Origin of the sequence: Streptomyces azureus (assembly GCF_001270025.1) — a bacterium.
In the GTDB taxonomy this organism is placed as follows: Bacteria; Actinomycetota; Actinomycetes; order Streptomycetales; family Streptomycetaceae; genus Streptomyces; species Streptomyces azureus.
On the sequence record NZ_DF968195.1, the window covers coordinates 13,409 to 29,262 of the forward strand.

A 15,854-nucleotide genomic window follows, 5' to 3' on the forward strand; every position below is an offset into this window, starting at 1 on the left:
TCAGTGGCCGATGGTGGCCAGGGCGGCGGTGTACTGGTCGTCGGTGACGGGCTCCAGCCAGGCGGTGCCGTCCCCGCTCTCGTCGCCGACGACCATGGCGATGTGAGCCATGGGGGTGGTGCCGGTCGCGCCGTGCCAGTGCTCCTCGCCGGCCGGGCACTTGACGGTCTCACCGGTGGTGATCCGCACCACCTCGCCGTCGCGGGTGCCGACCAGGCCGACGCCGTCGGTGACGTACAGGACCTGGCCCTTGGCGTGGGACTGCCAGTTCGTCCGGGCACCGGGGGTGAAGCGCACCAGCGCGGAGCCAGGTCGGCCGGGTCGGAGGGCGCCTCGATCGGGTTCAGGCAGACCTCGCCGGTGAAGCGCTCGGCCGGGGCCTTGACGGTGGGGGTTTCCGTGATGTGTTCCACGATTGAAGGGGCTGTCCGGCCCGTGCCGGGGAAGACAGCCCCTTCGCCCCGCCAGATACCACGCTCAGCACGTGTCCGGGTGTCCCGGCAGCAGCTCGTCGGCATCAAAAATGCCGAACTCGTCGTTCACGCTCCGGGCAGGATGCCTCTGTGCATCCCATCCTGTGCGGGCTCGCCGCCAACCCGGCCCTGTCGTCCGAGCTGGTCGACCGACTGATATCCATGGCGGACGACGACATCGCCACAGACCTCGCCTATCGCGCGGACCTCAGCCGCGCGCAGGCGGTCGCGTTGGCCGAGCGCGTCGAGGGAAGTGCGGTGCATCTCGCGTACGAGGGTCGGCTGACCGCCGCCGACATCGACCCCTCCGTCTGGCCGGATGCCGCCCTCGCCCTGCTCGACCAAGGCGTCGGCCGACCGGAGTGGTCGCGTCTCCTCGCGGTGGACCCCGTCCTTGAACACCGGGAGAAGCTGGCAGCCTGCCCCGGCCTCCCGTCCGACGTGGTGGACACGCTCGCGGTGGCCCCGGACGTACGTGTCGTCGCCGAGCTCGCGTTGTGGACCACCTCGGACGTGGCCGCGAGGCTCGCGGCCCATCCGCACGCCGAGGTCCGCCGCGCGGTGGCGGGCAACGAGGCGACACCTCCGGCCGTACTGGCAGCGTTGGTGACCGGGGAAGGGCTGCCCGCGGCACGACGCTGTCTGGTCTGTGACCGCCAGGAGCCCCCCTTCGTTCACGATCCGCAGTGTCCGCGGCTCGACTGCGATCTGCCACCGGGCGCCTCCTGTGACGGCACCCACGAGTCCACCGTCCACGACGTGCGGGAAGCGGCACTCCGCAACCCGGCCACCCCCGTCGAAGCCGTCGTCGGCTTCGTGGACCATCCGTCGACGCTGTTGCGCTGGGCGCTCGCCACCCGCCAGGACCTGCCCCGCCTGGCGTGCGCACAGCTCGCCTCGGACCCCACTGCGGGCATCCGCGCCGACCTTGCCGGAAATCCCGCGATCGACGATGCCGTGATCCGTGCGCTGGCCGGCGACCGCGACCCCGATGTGCGCCGCAGGCTCGCACACCACCCACGCGTACCGCTCGACGTCCTGACCCACCTGGCCCGAACTGCCAAGATCGGCTCCACCCTGCTGCCCCGTATTGCCGCCTCGTCTCCCGCCGAGGTCGAGGAGCTGGCCACGTCCCCGGAGGCGGCCGCCCGAATGCTCGTGGCGCAACGCCGCGATCTGCCGCCCGAGATACGCAACCGGCTGGCCAACGACCCCGACGCGAAGGTGGTCAAGGCCCTCGCCCCGCACCCTGGCCTCACCGAGGCGCAGTTGCGCGCCATGGTCGACCGGCACGGCGTCCATGTCCTGGCCAAAGTAGCGACCAACCCGGACGCGTCCCCGGCGCTCCTGGAGGACCTGGTCCAGCACAAACCGGCCGTGCGGAAGATGTTCCGCGAGGTTGCCCGGCATCGCAGCGCCACGGCCTCGGCGCTGCTCGTCTGCCTGACGGACGAACAGGCCAGACCCGTAGCCGCCGCCCACCCAGCAGTCCCGCCACCGGTCCTCGTCGAGCTGCTCACCGACCCGGACTGGCAAGTAGTGGAAGCAGCAGCAGCCAACCCGTCCCTGCCTCCTGCCGTCATATCGGACCTGCTGCGCCGGCAGTGAGCGCCCCGCCCGCAAGGTGGCGCGGACGTACATCTCGGTGGGTGCCACCGATGAGTTCATCAACCGCCCCGCATTTTTCAGTGCTGGTCAGGGCCTACTTAACAACTCCCCGGCCCTGAAGAGTCGGTGTCGGCCGGTCGCGCTCCCACGCCGCCGGCCCTCCAGCAGGCGGCCCCGGTCACCCACGCCCCCCTCCGGTGACTCGGGGCCGCCTTTCCACTCGCGTACGCGGCGTCGTACGGACCAAGCACCGACCACGGGGAACCGGGCTTTGCTTCGCAGCACAAGCACCAGCGGACGAGAAGGAGACCGCACGGACATGGCGGAACGGCTCTCGGCATCGCCGCCGTGCTCGCCCTGGCCGGCCACACCCCGACCGCGACGGTCACCTCCGCCGCACCGGTCAGACCGGCTGGCGTCCCCACTGTGTCCCCGGGCGGCCCGGCCGAGCCGCCGCGAGGGTGACGCTGCTGACCGGTGACACCGTCGGCCTGGACCGCAACGGCCGGGTGGTCGAGGTGCGGCCGGGCAAGGGGCGTGGCGGCATCGGGTACTCGGTACGGCAGCGAGGTCATAGGCGACTTCACCGAGGACACCTGTCCGAACACCTAGGCGAACCCGCGGGCCGGGACGGCGCGCTACAAGCTGTCGATCACCGCCGACCGCAGCAAGGGCTACAAGATCAGTGACCACGTCGAGGGCATGTGGACGTTCGCCTCGGCGAACACGCCCGGGGCCCGGGCTGTCGCCTGGCCGCTCTCCGTCGTCCGATTCCGTCCGAAGCTGAGCCTGACCGGCACCGCCAAGGCGGGCGCCCGGATCACCGTCCCGCTGTCCCCGCAGGGTTCGGCGGCGGCCAAGGGTCACCTGAAGTCGCTCACGGTGAAGGCGTCGTACGACGGCGGGCGGATCTGGAAGCCGGTCACCGCTCCGTGCACAGCGCGGCGACCGGCAATCCTTACCTGACCATTACCAACCCCAGGGAGCCGGGCGCCGTCTCCCTGAGGGCAGCCCTCGTCGACACCGCGGCAACACCTGCACCGGCACGATCCGCAACGCCTGCGCACCGTCCGGAGGCATCCCCGGCGGTGCCCTGAGTGCGGCTCCCGCGTGGTGGACCGGGATTGCCTGCCGACGGGTGAAAACGTAGGTTGAGCTCCGTTTTCTTGTTCGAGGGTCGAAAGGTGTCACCAGGTGGGTCGACGCGAGAAGCCGGTGGATCCCAGCGCCGGTCCGGTGCAGCGTCTCGCGCACGACCTGCGGTTGCTGAGGGAGAAGGCCGGGAAACCGCCGTACCGGGAGATGGCCGAGCGGGCCGGGTACTCCACGACCGCGCTGTCGCAGGCCGCGGCCGGCGATCAGCTGCCGACTCTGGCGGTGGCGCGCGCCTACGCGGAGGCGCTCGACGCCGACCCGGACGAGTGGGAGGCCCGCTGGCGGGAGGCGGACGCCGAGCTCCGCGCTCCCGCGGCCGACGAGCGGGCTCCGTACCGTGGGCTGGCCCGCTTCGAACCGGCTGACAGCGATCTGTTCTTCGGCCGGGAGGCACTGGCCCGCGAACTGTTGCGCTTGGCCCGCGCGCACCGGTTCGCGGCGGTGTTCGGGCCCTCCGGCAGCGGCAAGTCCTCGCTGCTGAGGGCCGGCCTCATCCCGCTGCTGCGGGAGGGCACGGGTGCCGACCGCCCGGCGGTGGTCCGGGTCCTCACCCCCGGCGAGCGCCCCGCCCACACACATGGGCAGGCGCTCGTTCCCCAGGACGGTGAGCTGGACACCTGGGTGATCGTCGACCAGTTCGAGGAGCTGTTCACCCTCTGCCACGACCGCGAGGAGCGGGACCGGTTCCTGGGCCTGTTGCTCGGCGCGCGTGAGCCGGAGAGCCGTCTGCGGGTGGTGGTCGCGGTGCGCGGCGACTTCTACGGCCACTGTGCCGAGCACCGGGAGTTGGCGGAGGCGGTCAGTCACGCGAACCTGCTGGTCGGGCCGATGAGCGGGGACGAGCTGCGGGAGGTTGTCACCGGCCCGGCCACCACGGCGGGGCTCAACGTGGAGCGCGTGCTGACCACGCGGATCATCGAGGAGGTCGGCGACCACCCGGGCGCGCTGCCGATGCTCTCGCACGCCCTGCTGGAGACCTGGCGCCGTCGCCGGGGCCGCACGCTGACGCTCGCCGCGTACGAGGAGGCGGGTGGCGTGCGCGGGGCGATCGCCGCCACCGCCGAGCAGGTCTACGGCGACCTGGACGAGGGCCAGACCCGTACGGCCCGGCGCATCCTGCTGCGGCTGATCGCCCCGGGGGACCGTACGGCCGACACGCGCCGCCCGGCGTCACGGTCCGAGCTGGCACCGTGCACGCTCGACGTCCTGGAACGACTGGCCGCCGCCCGCCTGGTCACCCTGGACGGCGACACCGTCGAACTCGCCCACGAGGCCCTGATCACCGGGTGGCCACGCCTCGCCGGCTGGATCGAGGAGAGCAGGGACCGGCTGCGCGCCCAGCGCGTCCTCGGCGAGGCCGCCCGGGCCTGGGAGGAGCTGGACCGTGACCCCGGTGCGCTGTTCCGGGGGTCGCGGCTGGACCGCGCCGAGGAACTGTTCGGCAGGCAGCGGCAGAAATTCGGCAGACAGCAGGAGAAAGAGGAGAACGACGACCTCACCCGGCTGGAGCGGGCCTTCCTGACCGCCTCGGCAGCCGCCCGTGACGCCGAGCGGGACGCCGGGACGCGCGCCGCCCGCCGCACACGGGCCCTCGCCGTCGGTCTCTGCGTGTTCCTCGTGCTCGCGCTGACCGCGGGACTCGTCGCCTGGCAGCGCGACCGCGTGAGAGAGGAGGAGGCCGCCAAGGCCGCCGCCCGCCGTCTGGCCACCGTCGCCGAGAGCCTGCGCGCCACCGACCCCCGTACCGCCTCCCTGCTCGGCGCCGCCGCGTGGCGGATCGCCCCGCTCACCGAGTCCCGCTCGGCCTTGCTGGGCGCGCTCGCCCAGCCGGAACGGGATGCCTTCACCGACCCGCAGACCGGTCAGAACGTCCGGCGCTTCCTCACCGACCAGGGCCGCACCCTGCTCAGGGCCGACGGCGGCCGCGTCATCGCCTGGAACGTGGCCGAGCACCGCCGTACCGCCATCTACCACCTGCCGAGCGGCGCGGAGGCGTCCGGTGTCGGCCCGGACGGTCGGTTCCTCGTCCTGACCGGGGCGGACAGCGACACCCTGTGGAACCTCCCCGAGAAGAGGTCCGCCGCCGATCTGGGCGATGCGGAGCTCGGGGCGACCGCGCCCGACGGAGACGCATTCCTCATCCAGCCGTTCGACGGGCCCGGCGAGGTGCAGGTCCGCCGGACGGAGAACGGCAAGGTCCTCTTCACCACCGGTGTCTCCCGCAGTATCACCACGGCGGCCCTCGGCCGGGGCGGGCGTCTGGCCGCTCTGTGCCCTGCCGAGGGCCCGCCCCAGGTGTGGGACACCGTGCGCGGCAGGCAGCTGCCCGGCGCCTGGCAGAAGGCGGACAAGACCGTGTGCGGCACCGGCTCGGGAGCCGACGGCGGGGACCGGCTGCTGCGCCTCAGTGCGGACGGCAGGCGGCTGGCCTCGGTCCACGGGACAGCGGCCACCGTCTGGGACGTCGGCAGCGGGCAGGTCGTCGCCGACTTCGCCAGCGGCGGCACGACCGGGTTCGCCCAGGCGGACCTCTCGCCCGACGGGGAGTTCCTCGCCACCACCGACGACCAGGAGATCGCCGTATGGCAGCTGGCGTCGGGGGGCGGGCAGGTCTTCCGCCGACCGCTGGCCGGCGCGGAGGTCACAGGGCTGACGTGGGCCCCGGACCACGGCCGCCGCATCCTGCGCTACCTCGACCGCGCCACCGTCCACACCTTCGACCTGACCGACCGCCTCGCCGCCCCCTGGCAGAGCACATCGGCCGACGCCACGCTCCTCGCCCCGGACGGCACCACCCTCGCCACCGCCACCCGGTCCGGGCACGGCTACCGCCTCGAACTGCGCTCCACCGGCACCGGCGCCGTCCTCGCCCGGCGCACGCTCGGCCCGCTGCCGAGCGCCGGTGACGAAACCCCGCAGCTGGCCTTCAGCCCGGACGGCCGGACTCTCGCCGTCGCCGACACCACCTCCTCGGGCGGCTCCCTGCGGCTGCGCTTCACCGTGTGGGACGTACGGGACCACACGGTCCGTACGAGCTTCACCACCTCCGGAGCGGCCGACCGCCCCGTGTCCGCGCTCGCCCTGGGCGTCGACGGGCGCACGCTGCTGGCCGTGCGCTCCGCGGGCGACGGCGAGGCGGCGGAGGTCTGGGACACCCGGACCCGCCGCACCTCCCGAGCCCTGCGCGGCTTCTTCGGGCAGGGCGTGGCCGTGCGGCCGGACGGACGGCTACTCGTCGGCTCCGCCGACCAGTACGCCGACGTCCCCTCCGGCAAGGTCACCGGGTGGGCGCTCGCCGACGGCCGGGAGGTCACCGCGCTCGCCTTCAGCCCCGACGGCACCCGGCTCGCCGTCGGCGACACCACCGGGCACGTGACCCTCTGGGACGGCGACCTGCGGCACACCACGGGTGTCCTGACCGGCACCGCGGACACGGCCCCGAGCAGCCGGACCGAGGCCGTGGGCGCACTGGCCTTCTCCTCCGACGGCCGCACCCTCGCCGTGGGGGGAGCCTACGGAACCCTCCGGCTCTGGGACACCGCCGGCCAGCGGCTCCTCGGCGGCGACCTGCCCACGTCCGGGGACGAGATCCGCTCGCTCGCCTTCACCCGGGACGACGGCACGGTCTACGCAACCGGCCCGAACGTGGTGCTGCAACGCCACCCCATCGCCCCCGACGCGGCCGTCCGCGCCGTCTGCGACCGTGCCGGCGGCGGACTGAGCCGGGCGCAGTGGCAGCGGTACGTCCCCGACGCGCCGTACCGGCAGATCTGCCCGGCAGCGCACTGAACACGGACGAAAGTGACAGAGCGCTGCCGGGGCCGGTCCTGAAATTGTTCACAGTGACCCCGGGGCTCGCTGAAAAACGGCCCTGACCAGAACGATCAGAGAGCACAACGGCAGTCGGCGTCCTCGTACGCGGCGGTCGGCCGGCGTCCGGTCCCGCGACGCCCGGAAGGTCCTCTCTCTCCCCAGGTTCTGGTCACATGCGCTCTCACACCCTGCTCCCTTCCCTCCTGCTGCTCGGCTCGCTCACCCTCACGGCAGCCTGTGCGCACGGGACGTCCGAGCCCCCGGTCACGGCATCCGCCGGCGCGCGGCCCGGCTCGACGCCGTCCCCGGTCCGGACGGTCGACCCGTCGAAGATCAAGGGCATGGAGATCGTCAACGACAACAGCGAGAACCGCTCCTGCCCGTTCGCGACCAGCTACCCGGACGTGCCGGGCGCGGAGGCGATGACGTCCGCGATGAAGAAGTACGTGGAGCGGCGCCTGGCAACCTTCCGCTCGGGGGCGTGCGGGGACGACTCGGGCGGCGGGGACGGCCGCGAGATCAACATCAGCCACCAGTTCCTGGTCGCCTCCGGCGACGTGCTCGGCGTCCGCCTCACCACCCAGGACCAGAGTGCTGCGGCGGACGGACGGTCCGCCAGCACCTACTGGTACGACGGCAAGGCCGGCGCCTACCGCACGGCACTCGGACTCGTCGCCGGCGGCTCCCGGGACGCCTTCGTCGCCGCCCTGAAGGATCAGCTCAAGGACCGGGAGGGCGTGGATGCCGCCGGCCTGGACGACACGTTCTCCGACCCGGACACCCGCGACACCACCCTGGACGACATGGCCTTCACCGCCGACGGCGGACTGCGGGTGAGCTTCGACCACGGCGAGGTGGGCGTTCCGGCCGCCGGTGCCTTTGTGGTGACCATCCCCAAGAAGACGATCACCCCTTGGCTGTCCGCGTTCGGCCGGCGCGCACAGCGGCAGACCGTGAGCCCCAGCCGTTCACTCGACTTGGGCGCGCCGCACGTCCCCGCCCCGGCCGTCCCCACCCACACCGCCTCCGGTGACGACGACACCGACTGCAAGAAGGTCAAGTGCATCGCCCTGACCTTCGACGACGGACCCGCCGTTCCCGAGGCTTCGGCCCTGTTGACGCACCTAGCCCGGTACAAGGCCCGCGTCACCTTCTTCACCGTCGGCCAGAACGTCGCCGCCCACCCCGACCTCGTCCGCGCCGAGGCGAAGGCCGGCCACGAGATCGGCAACCACTCCTGGAACCACCCCGACCTCACCCGGCTCAGCTCCCGGCAGGTCGCCTCCCAGCTCGACCGCACCAGCGCCGCCATCAAGGCCGCCACCGGCAAGACCCCCACCCTCTTCCGCCCGCCCTACGGTGCCGTCAACACTCAGGTCCGGGCCGCCACCCCCCTCTCCCCGGTGCTGTGGGACGTCGACACCGAGGACTGGAAGTACCGCGACCCCGCCAAGGTCGCCCGGACCGTCATCACCAAGGCCCAGCCCAACGACGTCGTCCTGCTGCACGACATCCACGCCACCTCCGTCGCAGCGGTCCCCGAGATCCTGCGCACCCTCACCGCCCGCGGTTACCACTTCGTCACCGTCAGCCACTTGCGCGCCACACTGTGACGCGGGGGCCGGTCATGCCCGCGCCAGGCCAGACGTGAAAGCGCAGGCCGACGTCCCCTCCCCCGGGGGCACCGATGCCCAGGGCCAGTCCCCGGCCTCTGCTGCCGCAGGGCAGGCCGCTTCGGACGCAGGGAGTGCGGGAGTGGAAGATGCCAGCGAGGACGGCCGACGGGGCGCCGGGAGCGCGGGAAGCAGTTCCCACAGCGGCCGCGAGCCCGACGCCCAGGAACCGAGCAGCCGGCGGTCGACGAGGTGCAGCCGCTGCTGACGGGCGAAGGTACGGCCGGGCCGCGTGATCCTGCCGTTGGTCTCCATGCCGGGCGTGAACCCGGATTCCATCGACCTCGATGCCGAGCGCAACGTCCTGACGGTGAAGGCCGAACGCAAGCCGACGTACGGCGACGACACCGACACGGTGATCACCGAGCGGCCTGCGGGGACGTTCAGCCGACAGCTGTTCCTCGGCGATACTCTCGACACCGAGAGGATCGAAGCCCCCTACGACGCGGGCGTACTGAAGCTGCGGATTCCGGTCGCCGAGCAGGCCAAGCCCCGCAAGATCGCCATCAGCGGCGGCGGCGACCGCAAGGAACTCGGCTGACGGATCAGCCGGGCTGTCCAGGACCCCGGGCTGCGGCCCGGGGCCCTGCGCCGTCCCCGCTGGGTCCGCTGACTCGTCCCCGAGGGGCCGGTGGGCAGGTTCGTGCGCGACTACCGGGACGGCTCTTCCGGCTTGCCGCCGTCGGCGTCGAACATCTTGGTCCAGGTGGCCCCGCAGCGGCAGCGGGAGTGCTCGATCAGTTCTCCTGCTTCGGAGACGCTCAGCCCCTGGCTGAGTCGCACGTGCACATGATCGCCCATGACGAGCCGCTTCCCTTGACGTCCGTTGCGTGGCTCAGGGTGGACGCTTGTCGCTTTCATTGGCAATGCCGCAGATCACACCATGTGTTCCGAGTCGGCGCTCGGCAACTCCTCCGCACGCTTGACAAGGATCGACTCAAGTTTTATTTCAGGACTATGAGCAAGTAGGGGTGAAAGCGCAGCTCGCAGAGGCGAGGAGGTGTCGGCATGCCGACGCGGGACCAGAGAGTGGACTTGTATGCGGTGTTGGGGGTGGAGCCCTCGGCGACGGCCGAGCTGATCACCTCCGCCTTCCGCGCCCGGGTGCGCGAACTGCGCCCCGACACGCGAGTCGACGCGGTCACCGCCGCGCGGTTCGGCGAGGTGCGGGAGGCCTACGAGACCCTGCGCGACCCGGTCCTGCGCGCGGCCTACGACCAGTCCCGCGAGCCGGCGTACGACCGCCGGCTCGCCTCGGCCCCGCCCGTACGACCTGCGCGGCGCCACGTCGTGTTGCTCGGCACCGCACGCCCCGAGCCGGCGCTGCGCGCCGGTCCCGTCCGGTGGGAGCGCACGTTCCGATGAGGCCCGAGCCCCCGCACAGCACGCGAAACTCAGCGAGGCGGGGAGGGAGGACCAGATGGACGGTCGGTCGCTGGCCCGCGCGCAGTTCGAGCAGCTGACGGCAGACCTGTTCGAACGGTGCAAGGCCCCGTTCCACAACGCGATCAAGGACGCCTGGATCAAGGTGTCCGACATCGACCACGTGGTGCTGGTGGGCGGTTCGACGCGCATGCCGGCCATGACCGAGCTGGTGAAGGCCCTGACGGGCAAGGAGCCGCACAAGGGCGTCAACCCCGACGAGGTCGCGGATCGGCACGGCGCCGTATCAAAAGTCGCGGGCCGAGCAGCCCGCGGGTGACACTGGTGCCGCCGCCGACGGTACGGCCGGCGGTTCGTCCGAGGATGACGTGGTGGACGCCGAGATCGTCGACGATGACAAGCGGGAGGCCGGCTGACGATGACCGGGAGCGGGCCGCAGGCGACCGAATTGGCGGAGCTGCGGCGCCTGGTGGAGGAGCGGACCGCCGATCTTCAGCGGGTGAAGGCCGAGTACGACAACTACCGCAAACGGGTCCGGCGGGATCGCCTGGCCGTACGCGAGATAGCGGTGGCCAACGTGCTCCGGGCGCTGCTGCCTGTGCTGGACGCAGTGGACCGGGCGTGCGCGCACGAGCCGCTCACGCCCGGTCTGGAGGACATCGCCGACAGCCTGAGGGAGCAGTTCGGCTCGCTGGGCGTCACGTCGTTCGGCGAGGTGGGCGACCCGTTCGATCCCGTCTGCCACGACGCCCTGGCGCACCACGCCTCCCCCGACAGCGACCACTTGGTCTGCTCGGCCGTCCTCCGGACCGGCTACCGCCTCGGCGACCACCTGCTGCGCCCGGCCCACGTGGAGGTCGCGGGGCCGGCTCCGCCCGCGAGGAACGCGCACGGGGGCGACCGAGGCGTGCGGCCTTCCACCGACGGCGGTGCGCCGCCCTTCCCCATCGCGCGAAGCTGACCGGGCTCAGGCCCTCACCCGTCTGGACGCCGCGGTCGCCCGCCTCACGGCCCTGGGGCACACCGAGACCGAGCCGCTGACGGCCTTGGCGGCCCGGCTTTGCGCGACGAGGAGTGATACGGCGCCCCCGGTGCCGAGAGGGCTGCCGCCTCGGCACCGGGGACGCCGCCTGCCCCTGAACCGGCCACTGAAGGCAACGAACCTCTGCGTAGCTGCCCCCCTTTTCCGAACGGGTATTGGCGGGAGCGGGGCGGTATGTGCCCATACGAACGGGGCGGCTTCCCCCCGGCCGCGCGTGCGCCTCCGGGCCGTGGGCCCCACTGCCTCGGCGCAGAAACGTTCGCGTATCGCGCCCCCCGAGGGCGGCGGGCCCTGTTGGCCCGAAGTCGCCGATTCGCGATCCGAACTCCGATTTCCGCCGTACTCGCCGACGTGTTCGCTCCGCCGCCCGCGAGTCGATGCTCGACCAGGTGAAGGCCGGGGTGATCGGCTTCAAGATCCATGAGGACTGGGGCGCCACCCCCGCGGTCATCGACACCTGCCTGAAGGTGTGCGAGGGCAGGAACAGCCCAGAGGACGACGACCGCACGGACGGCCTCGTCACCAACGGCGTGCAACTCGCCCTGCACGCGGACTCGCTGAACGAGGCGGGCTTCGTGGAGAGCACCAAGGCCGCGTTCAAGGGCCGTCCCCTGCACATCTTCCACATCGAGGGGGCCGGTGGCGGCCACGCCCCCGACATGATCACCCTGTGCGGGGAGGAGAACGTCCTGCCCGCGTCCACCAACCCGACGCGCCCCCTGACGGTCAACACCGTCAAGGAGCACATCGACATGATGATGGTCTGCCACCACCTCAACCCGGAGCTGGACGCCGACCGGGCCTTCGCCGAGTCCCGGGTGCGGCCCTCGACGATGGCGGCCGAGGATCTGCTGCACGACATGGGCGCCATCTCGATCATGTCGTCCGACGCGCAGCCAATGGGCCGCATCGGCGAGATGATCATGCGGACCTGGCAGACCGCCCACGTCATGAAGACCCGCTACGGCCGGCTGCGCGAAGGCACCACCGCGGAGCAGGAACAGCAGCGGCGCGAGGCGGACAACTTCCGCGCCCGCCGTTACGTCGCCAAGTACACGATCAACCCTGCCATCGCCCACGGCGCGGACGACCTGATCGGCTCCGTGCAACCCGGCAAACTGGCGGACTTGGTGCTGTGGGAGCCGAAGTTCTTCGGCGTGAAGCCGCACCTCGTCCTCAAGGGCGGGCAGATCGCCTACGCGCAGGTCGGTGACGCCAACGCGTCCATTCCGACGCCGCAGCCCGTCCTGCCCCGACCCATGTGGGGTGCCACCGGGAACGCGCCGGGCGCCAACTCGGTCAACTTCGTGAGCCCGCAGGCCACGGTCACCGCGCGGGAACTCGGCATCAACAAGTCCCTGTACGAGATCAAGGACACCCGTCAGGTGTTCAAACAGGACATGGTCCTCAACGGCGCCACCCCGGACATCCGGGTCGACCCGGACACCTACGAGGTGTTCATCGAGGACACCTGCATCACCGAACCGCGCCGGCAGAAGTAGGAACAGGCGCAGGACGACGAGGGGCTGTGCACCCAGCGGCCCGCTCCCACGCACTACGCGTCGGAACTTCCCATGGCCCAGCGCTACTTCATCCTCTGACCGTGCGGCGGACGACGGGAGGGGCGGCCCGGCAGGCCGGACGCCGCCCGTCCCGTCCTTCCGCCACGCCTTCGAAAGGCATGGCCACGCGCCCATGAGCCGTACCGCACTCCTCGTCCTCGCCGACGGCCGTTTCCCGGCAGGAGACCATGCGCATTCCGGCGGCGTCGAGGCCGCCGTCGCAGCCCGCGCCGTCCACGATCCCGTCACCCTCTACGCGTTCTGCCGTGGCCGCCTGCACAGCGCGGGTCTCACCGCCGCCGCACTGGCGGCCGCGGCCGCCGCCGGACACGATCCACTCGTCCTGGACGAGGCCGCCGACGCTCGTACGCCCGCCCCGGCGTTGCGGGCCACGGCCCGCAAGCTGGGCCGGCAGCTGCTGCGCGCGGCCCGCGCGGCGTGGCCGTGCGAGGCGCTGGAGCGGCTCGCCCGTGATCTGCCGGGCGGCGCCCACCAGCCCGTCGTGCTCGGGGCCGCCGCCCACGCGGCCGGCCTCACCGCGTCGGACGCCGCGCATGTCGCGGCCTTCAGCAATGTCGCGGGCCCCGCCACCGCCGCCGTGCGGCTGCTCGGCCTCGACCCGTTCGATGCCACCGCGGTCCTGGCCCGTCTCTGCGACGACGTCGACGCCGTGGCCCACCAGGCCACCGACGCCGCCGCCCGTGTCGCCGACGAGGGAGCCGGCATCCTGCCGGCCGCGTCGTCGCCGCTGCTCGACATCACCGCCGAGCAGCACGCCGCCTGGCCGATGCGTCTTTTCGCGTCCTGACGCGAAGTCCGGACTCCGCACACCAGAAGGAGCGCACGCCCATGCACCTCGACCACACCCACGACGGTCCCGGCGCCGTCTCCGCCGACGCCCACCGCCCTGACGGCAGCCGCCGCGCTCTCAGGATCGGCCTCGGCGGTCCGGTCGGCTCCGGCAAGACCGCCACGGTCGCCGCCCTCTGCCTCACCCTGCGCGACCGGTATTCCCTCGCAGTCGTCACCAACGACATCTACACCCGTGAGGACGCCGAGTTCCTGCTCCGCGAGGCCGTCCTGCCCCCTGAGCGGATCACCGCCGTGGAGACCGGGGCCTGCCCGCACACGGCGATCCGCGACGACAGCTCGGCGAACCTGGAGGCCGTGGAAGAGCTCGAGGACCGCCTCGGCCCCCTGGATCTGATCCTCGTCGAGTCCGGCGGCGACAACCTCACCGCCACCTTCTCCAAGGGCCTCGTCGACACGCAGATCTTCGTCATCGACGTCTCCAGCGGCGACGACATCCCCCGCAAGGGCGGCCCCGGCATCACCACCGCCGACCTCCTGGTCGTCAACAAGACCGACCTTGCCCCGCACGTCGGCGCCGATCTCGCCACCATGGCGTCCGACGCGGGCCGGCGGCGCGGCGACCTGCCCGTGATCTTCACCTCCCTCACCGGCGACGACGGCGTCCGGCCGGTCGCCGACTGGGTACTGGAACGCCTCACTTGCTGGCATCACGGGACCGAGCGGCCCGAGCCCGCCACCGCCACGCGCTGATCCCCTACGTCCCGGCAGGAGACATGAGCACGCTCACCGAAGACCTCGCGCGCCTCCCGGACGCCTGCGCCGTCGCGGCAACCGCCCGGCTACGGGCCTGCCACAACGGCCGCACCACCACCCTTCCGCTGCTGAGCAGCGACGGGCCCTTTCACCTCCAACGGCTCCGCCCACGCGGCGGCCTGGCACGTTTCGACGTCATCGGCGCCATGAGCGGCCCCCTCGGAGGCGACCGGCTCGCCCTCCATGCCGACATCGGACCGTACGCTCGCCTCCAGATCACCGGAGCCGCCTCCACCATCGCGCTGCGCGGCCCCACCGACGACACCGCCACCTACGACATCCACCTGACGGTCGGCGACGACGCCACCCTGCACTGGCTGCCGCAGCCCCTGATCAGCACCGCCGGCAGCAACCTCCGCCAGACCTGCACCGTCGGCCTCTCCCCCACCGCCCGCCTCGTCCTGAGGGACGAACAGATCCTCGGCCGCACCGGTGAGCCCAGCGGAAACCTGACCACCCGTCTCACCGTGCTCCGCGCCGACCGCCCCCTTCTCGACCAGCACACCTCCTTCGGCGGCCCCCACCCCGCCTGGGACGGCCCGGCCGTCATGGGCTCGCACCGCGCCTGCGGACAACTCCTCGTCGTCGACCCGTCCCTCACCCCGGCGGCCCTCCCACCGGTCCTCCTCGGCGACGCCGGTACTCCAGCCCAGGGCGTGCTGGTCCCCCTGGCCGGCCCGGCGCTCCTGGCCACCGCGGTGGCGGACACCGCTACCCGGCTACGACGTCTCCTCGACGAGGCACTGCGACGGGCGCTCAGCACGAACCCGTGCCGTAGAGGGGGGTTGTAGGACAGGGACTGGCTGGTCTTGCGGAGTAATGCCATCAGGCCCGGTTGAGCCGGGCTGCGATTCCGTGGCCGATCAGCAAATAGATGACCGCCGGGAGGCCGTAATTTAGGACAACGCGTAGCCCCTCTGTGTCCATCGTGAAAATGTCCTGTGCCCATCCGGACAGCCAGTCCGCCATTCCGTGGACGAACTCGACGAAGGGATTCGCCTGGTTCGCGTCGAGCAGGTAGAGCACGATCCACAGACCCAGCAGTCCGGCCGCGACGTCGGCGATCGTGCAGGTGACAAGCGCTACCCGCCGCGTGGTGGCCTGGTTGCGCTCGGGGCGGCCAGGGCCCTGGGGCTGGTCGTAGGCCTGGTATCCGGAAACCGGGTCGGTACCGTTCACGAAAAATTCCAATCTCGCGCGTGCGATGTCGACAAGGCCGCAAAGGCAGTGAGATTCAGCCTCGGACTGGCCCGTTTCTGCCTACTTCTGCGCCGTGCGAGCACCGCCGTGTTACACCTCGGTCTGCGGCCGCCGGAATACGGTTCCTATTCGGGCACATGCCCAGATGTTCGCCTGCGGCGTACATTTCGGATGGCATGAAGGCGCGGGCAGCAGGTGAGGGGTGTACGGGCCGGGCTGCCGGTCCAGCCGTGTTCGCCGCCGCGGGGGATGCCGTGGACGAGGGCGATCGGGCCACGCCGGCTCGAGATTGACGTCGCCGATGACGACCTCGGTGCCC

11 protein-coding genes and 5 pseudogenes are annotated in these 15,854 nt (G+C 71.9%); 12 read left to right on the forward strand and 4 right to left on the reverse strand.

Going from position 1 to position 15,854, the window contains the following annotated elements; translation table 11 throughout:
- A pseudogene (locus AOQ53_RS02290) lies at positions 1 to 413 on the reverse strand ((R)-mandelonitrile lyase).
- A gap of 150 nt (positions 414 to 563) precedes the next feature.
- Here AOQ53_RS02290 and AOQ53_RS02295 point away from each other — a divergent pair.
- From AOQ53_RS02295 to AOQ53_RS45415, 4 genes are all read left to right on the forward strand, one after another.
- Positions 564 to 2,081: a hypothetical protein gene (locus AOQ53_RS02295; RefSeq protein ID WP_059414495.1), complete on the forward strand. Its 1,518-nt coding sequence runs from the start codon at positions 564 to 566 to the stop codon at positions 2,079 to 2,081.
- 702 nt (positions 2,082 to 2,783) lie between these two features.
- Positions 2,784 to 3,047: a hypothetical protein gene (locus AOQ53_RS02300; protein ID WP_059414498.1), complete on the forward strand. Its 264-nt coding sequence runs from the start codon at positions 2,784 to 2,786 to the stop codon at positions 3,045 to 3,047.
- 228 nt (positions 3,048 to 3,275) lie between these two features.
- Positions 3,276 to 7,025, forward strand: a complete 3,750-nt coding sequence (locus AOQ53_RS02305; RefSeq protein ID WP_059414500.1) for an nSTAND1 domain-containing NTPase — start codon at positions 3,276 to 3,278, stop codon at positions 7,023 to 7,025.
- Between the two features lie 197 nt (positions 7,026 to 7,222).
- Positions 7,223 to 8,662, forward strand: coding sequence for a polysaccharide deacetylase family protein (locus AOQ53_RS45415; RefSeq protein WP_201785051.1), 1,440 nt, complete (start codon positions 7,223 to 7,225; stop codon positions 8,660 to 8,662).
- A gap of 153 nt (positions 8,663 to 8,815) precedes the next feature.
- Here the strand turns inward: AOQ53_RS45415 and AOQ53_RS45660 are convergent.
- Positions 8,816 to 8,974: pseudogene (locus AOQ53_RS45660) on the reverse strand (restriction endonuclease); the annotation flags it as partial.
- On the opposite strand from AOQ53_RS45660, the pseudogene AOQ53_RS02315 reads away from it, so the two are divergent.
- Positions 8,943 to 9,263 (forward strand): annotated as a pseudogene (locus AOQ53_RS02315) (Hsp20/alpha crystallin family protein); the annotation flags it as partial. The pseudogenes AOQ53_RS45660 and AOQ53_RS02315 sit on opposite strands and share 32 nt — an antisense overlap.
- A 110-nt stretch (positions 9,264 to 9,373) precedes the next feature.
- Here the strand turns inward: AOQ53_RS02315 and AOQ53_RS44395 are convergent.
- Positions 9,374 to 9,523, reverse strand: coding sequence for a hypothetical protein (locus AOQ53_RS44395; protein WP_167745666.1), 150 nt, complete (start codon positions 9,521 to 9,523; stop codon positions 9,374 to 9,376).
- Positions 9,524 to 9,730: 207 nt separating this feature from the next.
- On the opposite strand from AOQ53_RS44395, the gene AOQ53_RS02320 reads away from it, so the two are divergent.
- The 7 genes and pseudogenes from AOQ53_RS02320 (at position 9,731) to AOQ53_RS02350 (ending at position 15,126) form a co-directional block, all read left to right on the forward strand.
- Positions 9,731 to 10,087, forward strand: coding sequence for a J domain-containing protein (locus AOQ53_RS02320; protein ID WP_059414502.1), 357 nt, complete (start codon positions 9,731 to 9,733; stop codon positions 10,085 to 10,087).
- Between the two features lie 70 nt (positions 10,088 to 10,157).
- Positions 10,158 to 10,370: pseudogene (locus tag AOQ53_RS02325) on the forward strand (Hsp70 family protein); the annotation flags it as partial.
- A 153-nt stretch (positions 10,371 to 10,523) separates the two neighbouring features.
- Positions 10,524 to 11,066 (forward strand): nucleotide exchange factor GrpE, encoded by a 543-nt coding sequence (gene grpE, locus AOQ53_RS02330; protein ID WP_059414505.1) that lies wholly within the window; start codon positions 10,524 to 10,526, stop codon positions 11,064 to 11,066.
- A 440-nt stretch (positions 11,067 to 11,506) separates the two neighbouring features.
- Positions 11,507 to 12,748, forward strand: a pseudogene (locus AOQ53_RS02335) (urease subunit alpha); the annotation flags it as partial.
- Positions 12,749 to 12,842: 94 nt separating this feature from the next.
- A complete protein-coding gene (locus AOQ53_RS02340; RefSeq protein ID WP_059414509.1) occupies positions 12,843 to 13,517 on the forward strand; it encodes an urease accessory protein UreF in 675 nt (224 codons plus the stop codon).
- A gap of 41 nt (positions 13,518 to 13,558) precedes the next feature.
- Complete coding sequence (gene ureG / locus AOQ53_RS02345) at positions 13,559 to 14,272, forward strand: urease accessory protein UreG (RefSeq protein ID WP_059414511.1); 714 nt, start codon at positions 13,559 to 13,561, stop codon at positions 14,270 to 14,272.
- Between the two features lie 23 nt (positions 14,273 to 14,295).
- Positions 14,296 to 15,126, forward strand: a complete 831-nt coding sequence (locus AOQ53_RS02350; RefSeq protein WP_059414513.1) for an urease accessory protein UreD — start codon at positions 14,296 to 14,298, stop codon at positions 15,124 to 15,126.
- A 34-nt stretch (positions 15,127 to 15,160) separates the two neighbouring features.
- On the opposite strand, the gene AOQ53_RS02355 is transcribed toward AOQ53_RS02350, so the two are convergent.
- Positions 15,161 to 15,514, reverse strand: a complete 354-nt coding sequence (locus tag AOQ53_RS02355; protein WP_059414515.1) for a hypothetical protein — start codon at positions 15,512 to 15,514, stop codon at positions 15,161 to 15,163.
- Positions 15,515 to 15,854 lie beyond the last annotated feature (340 nt).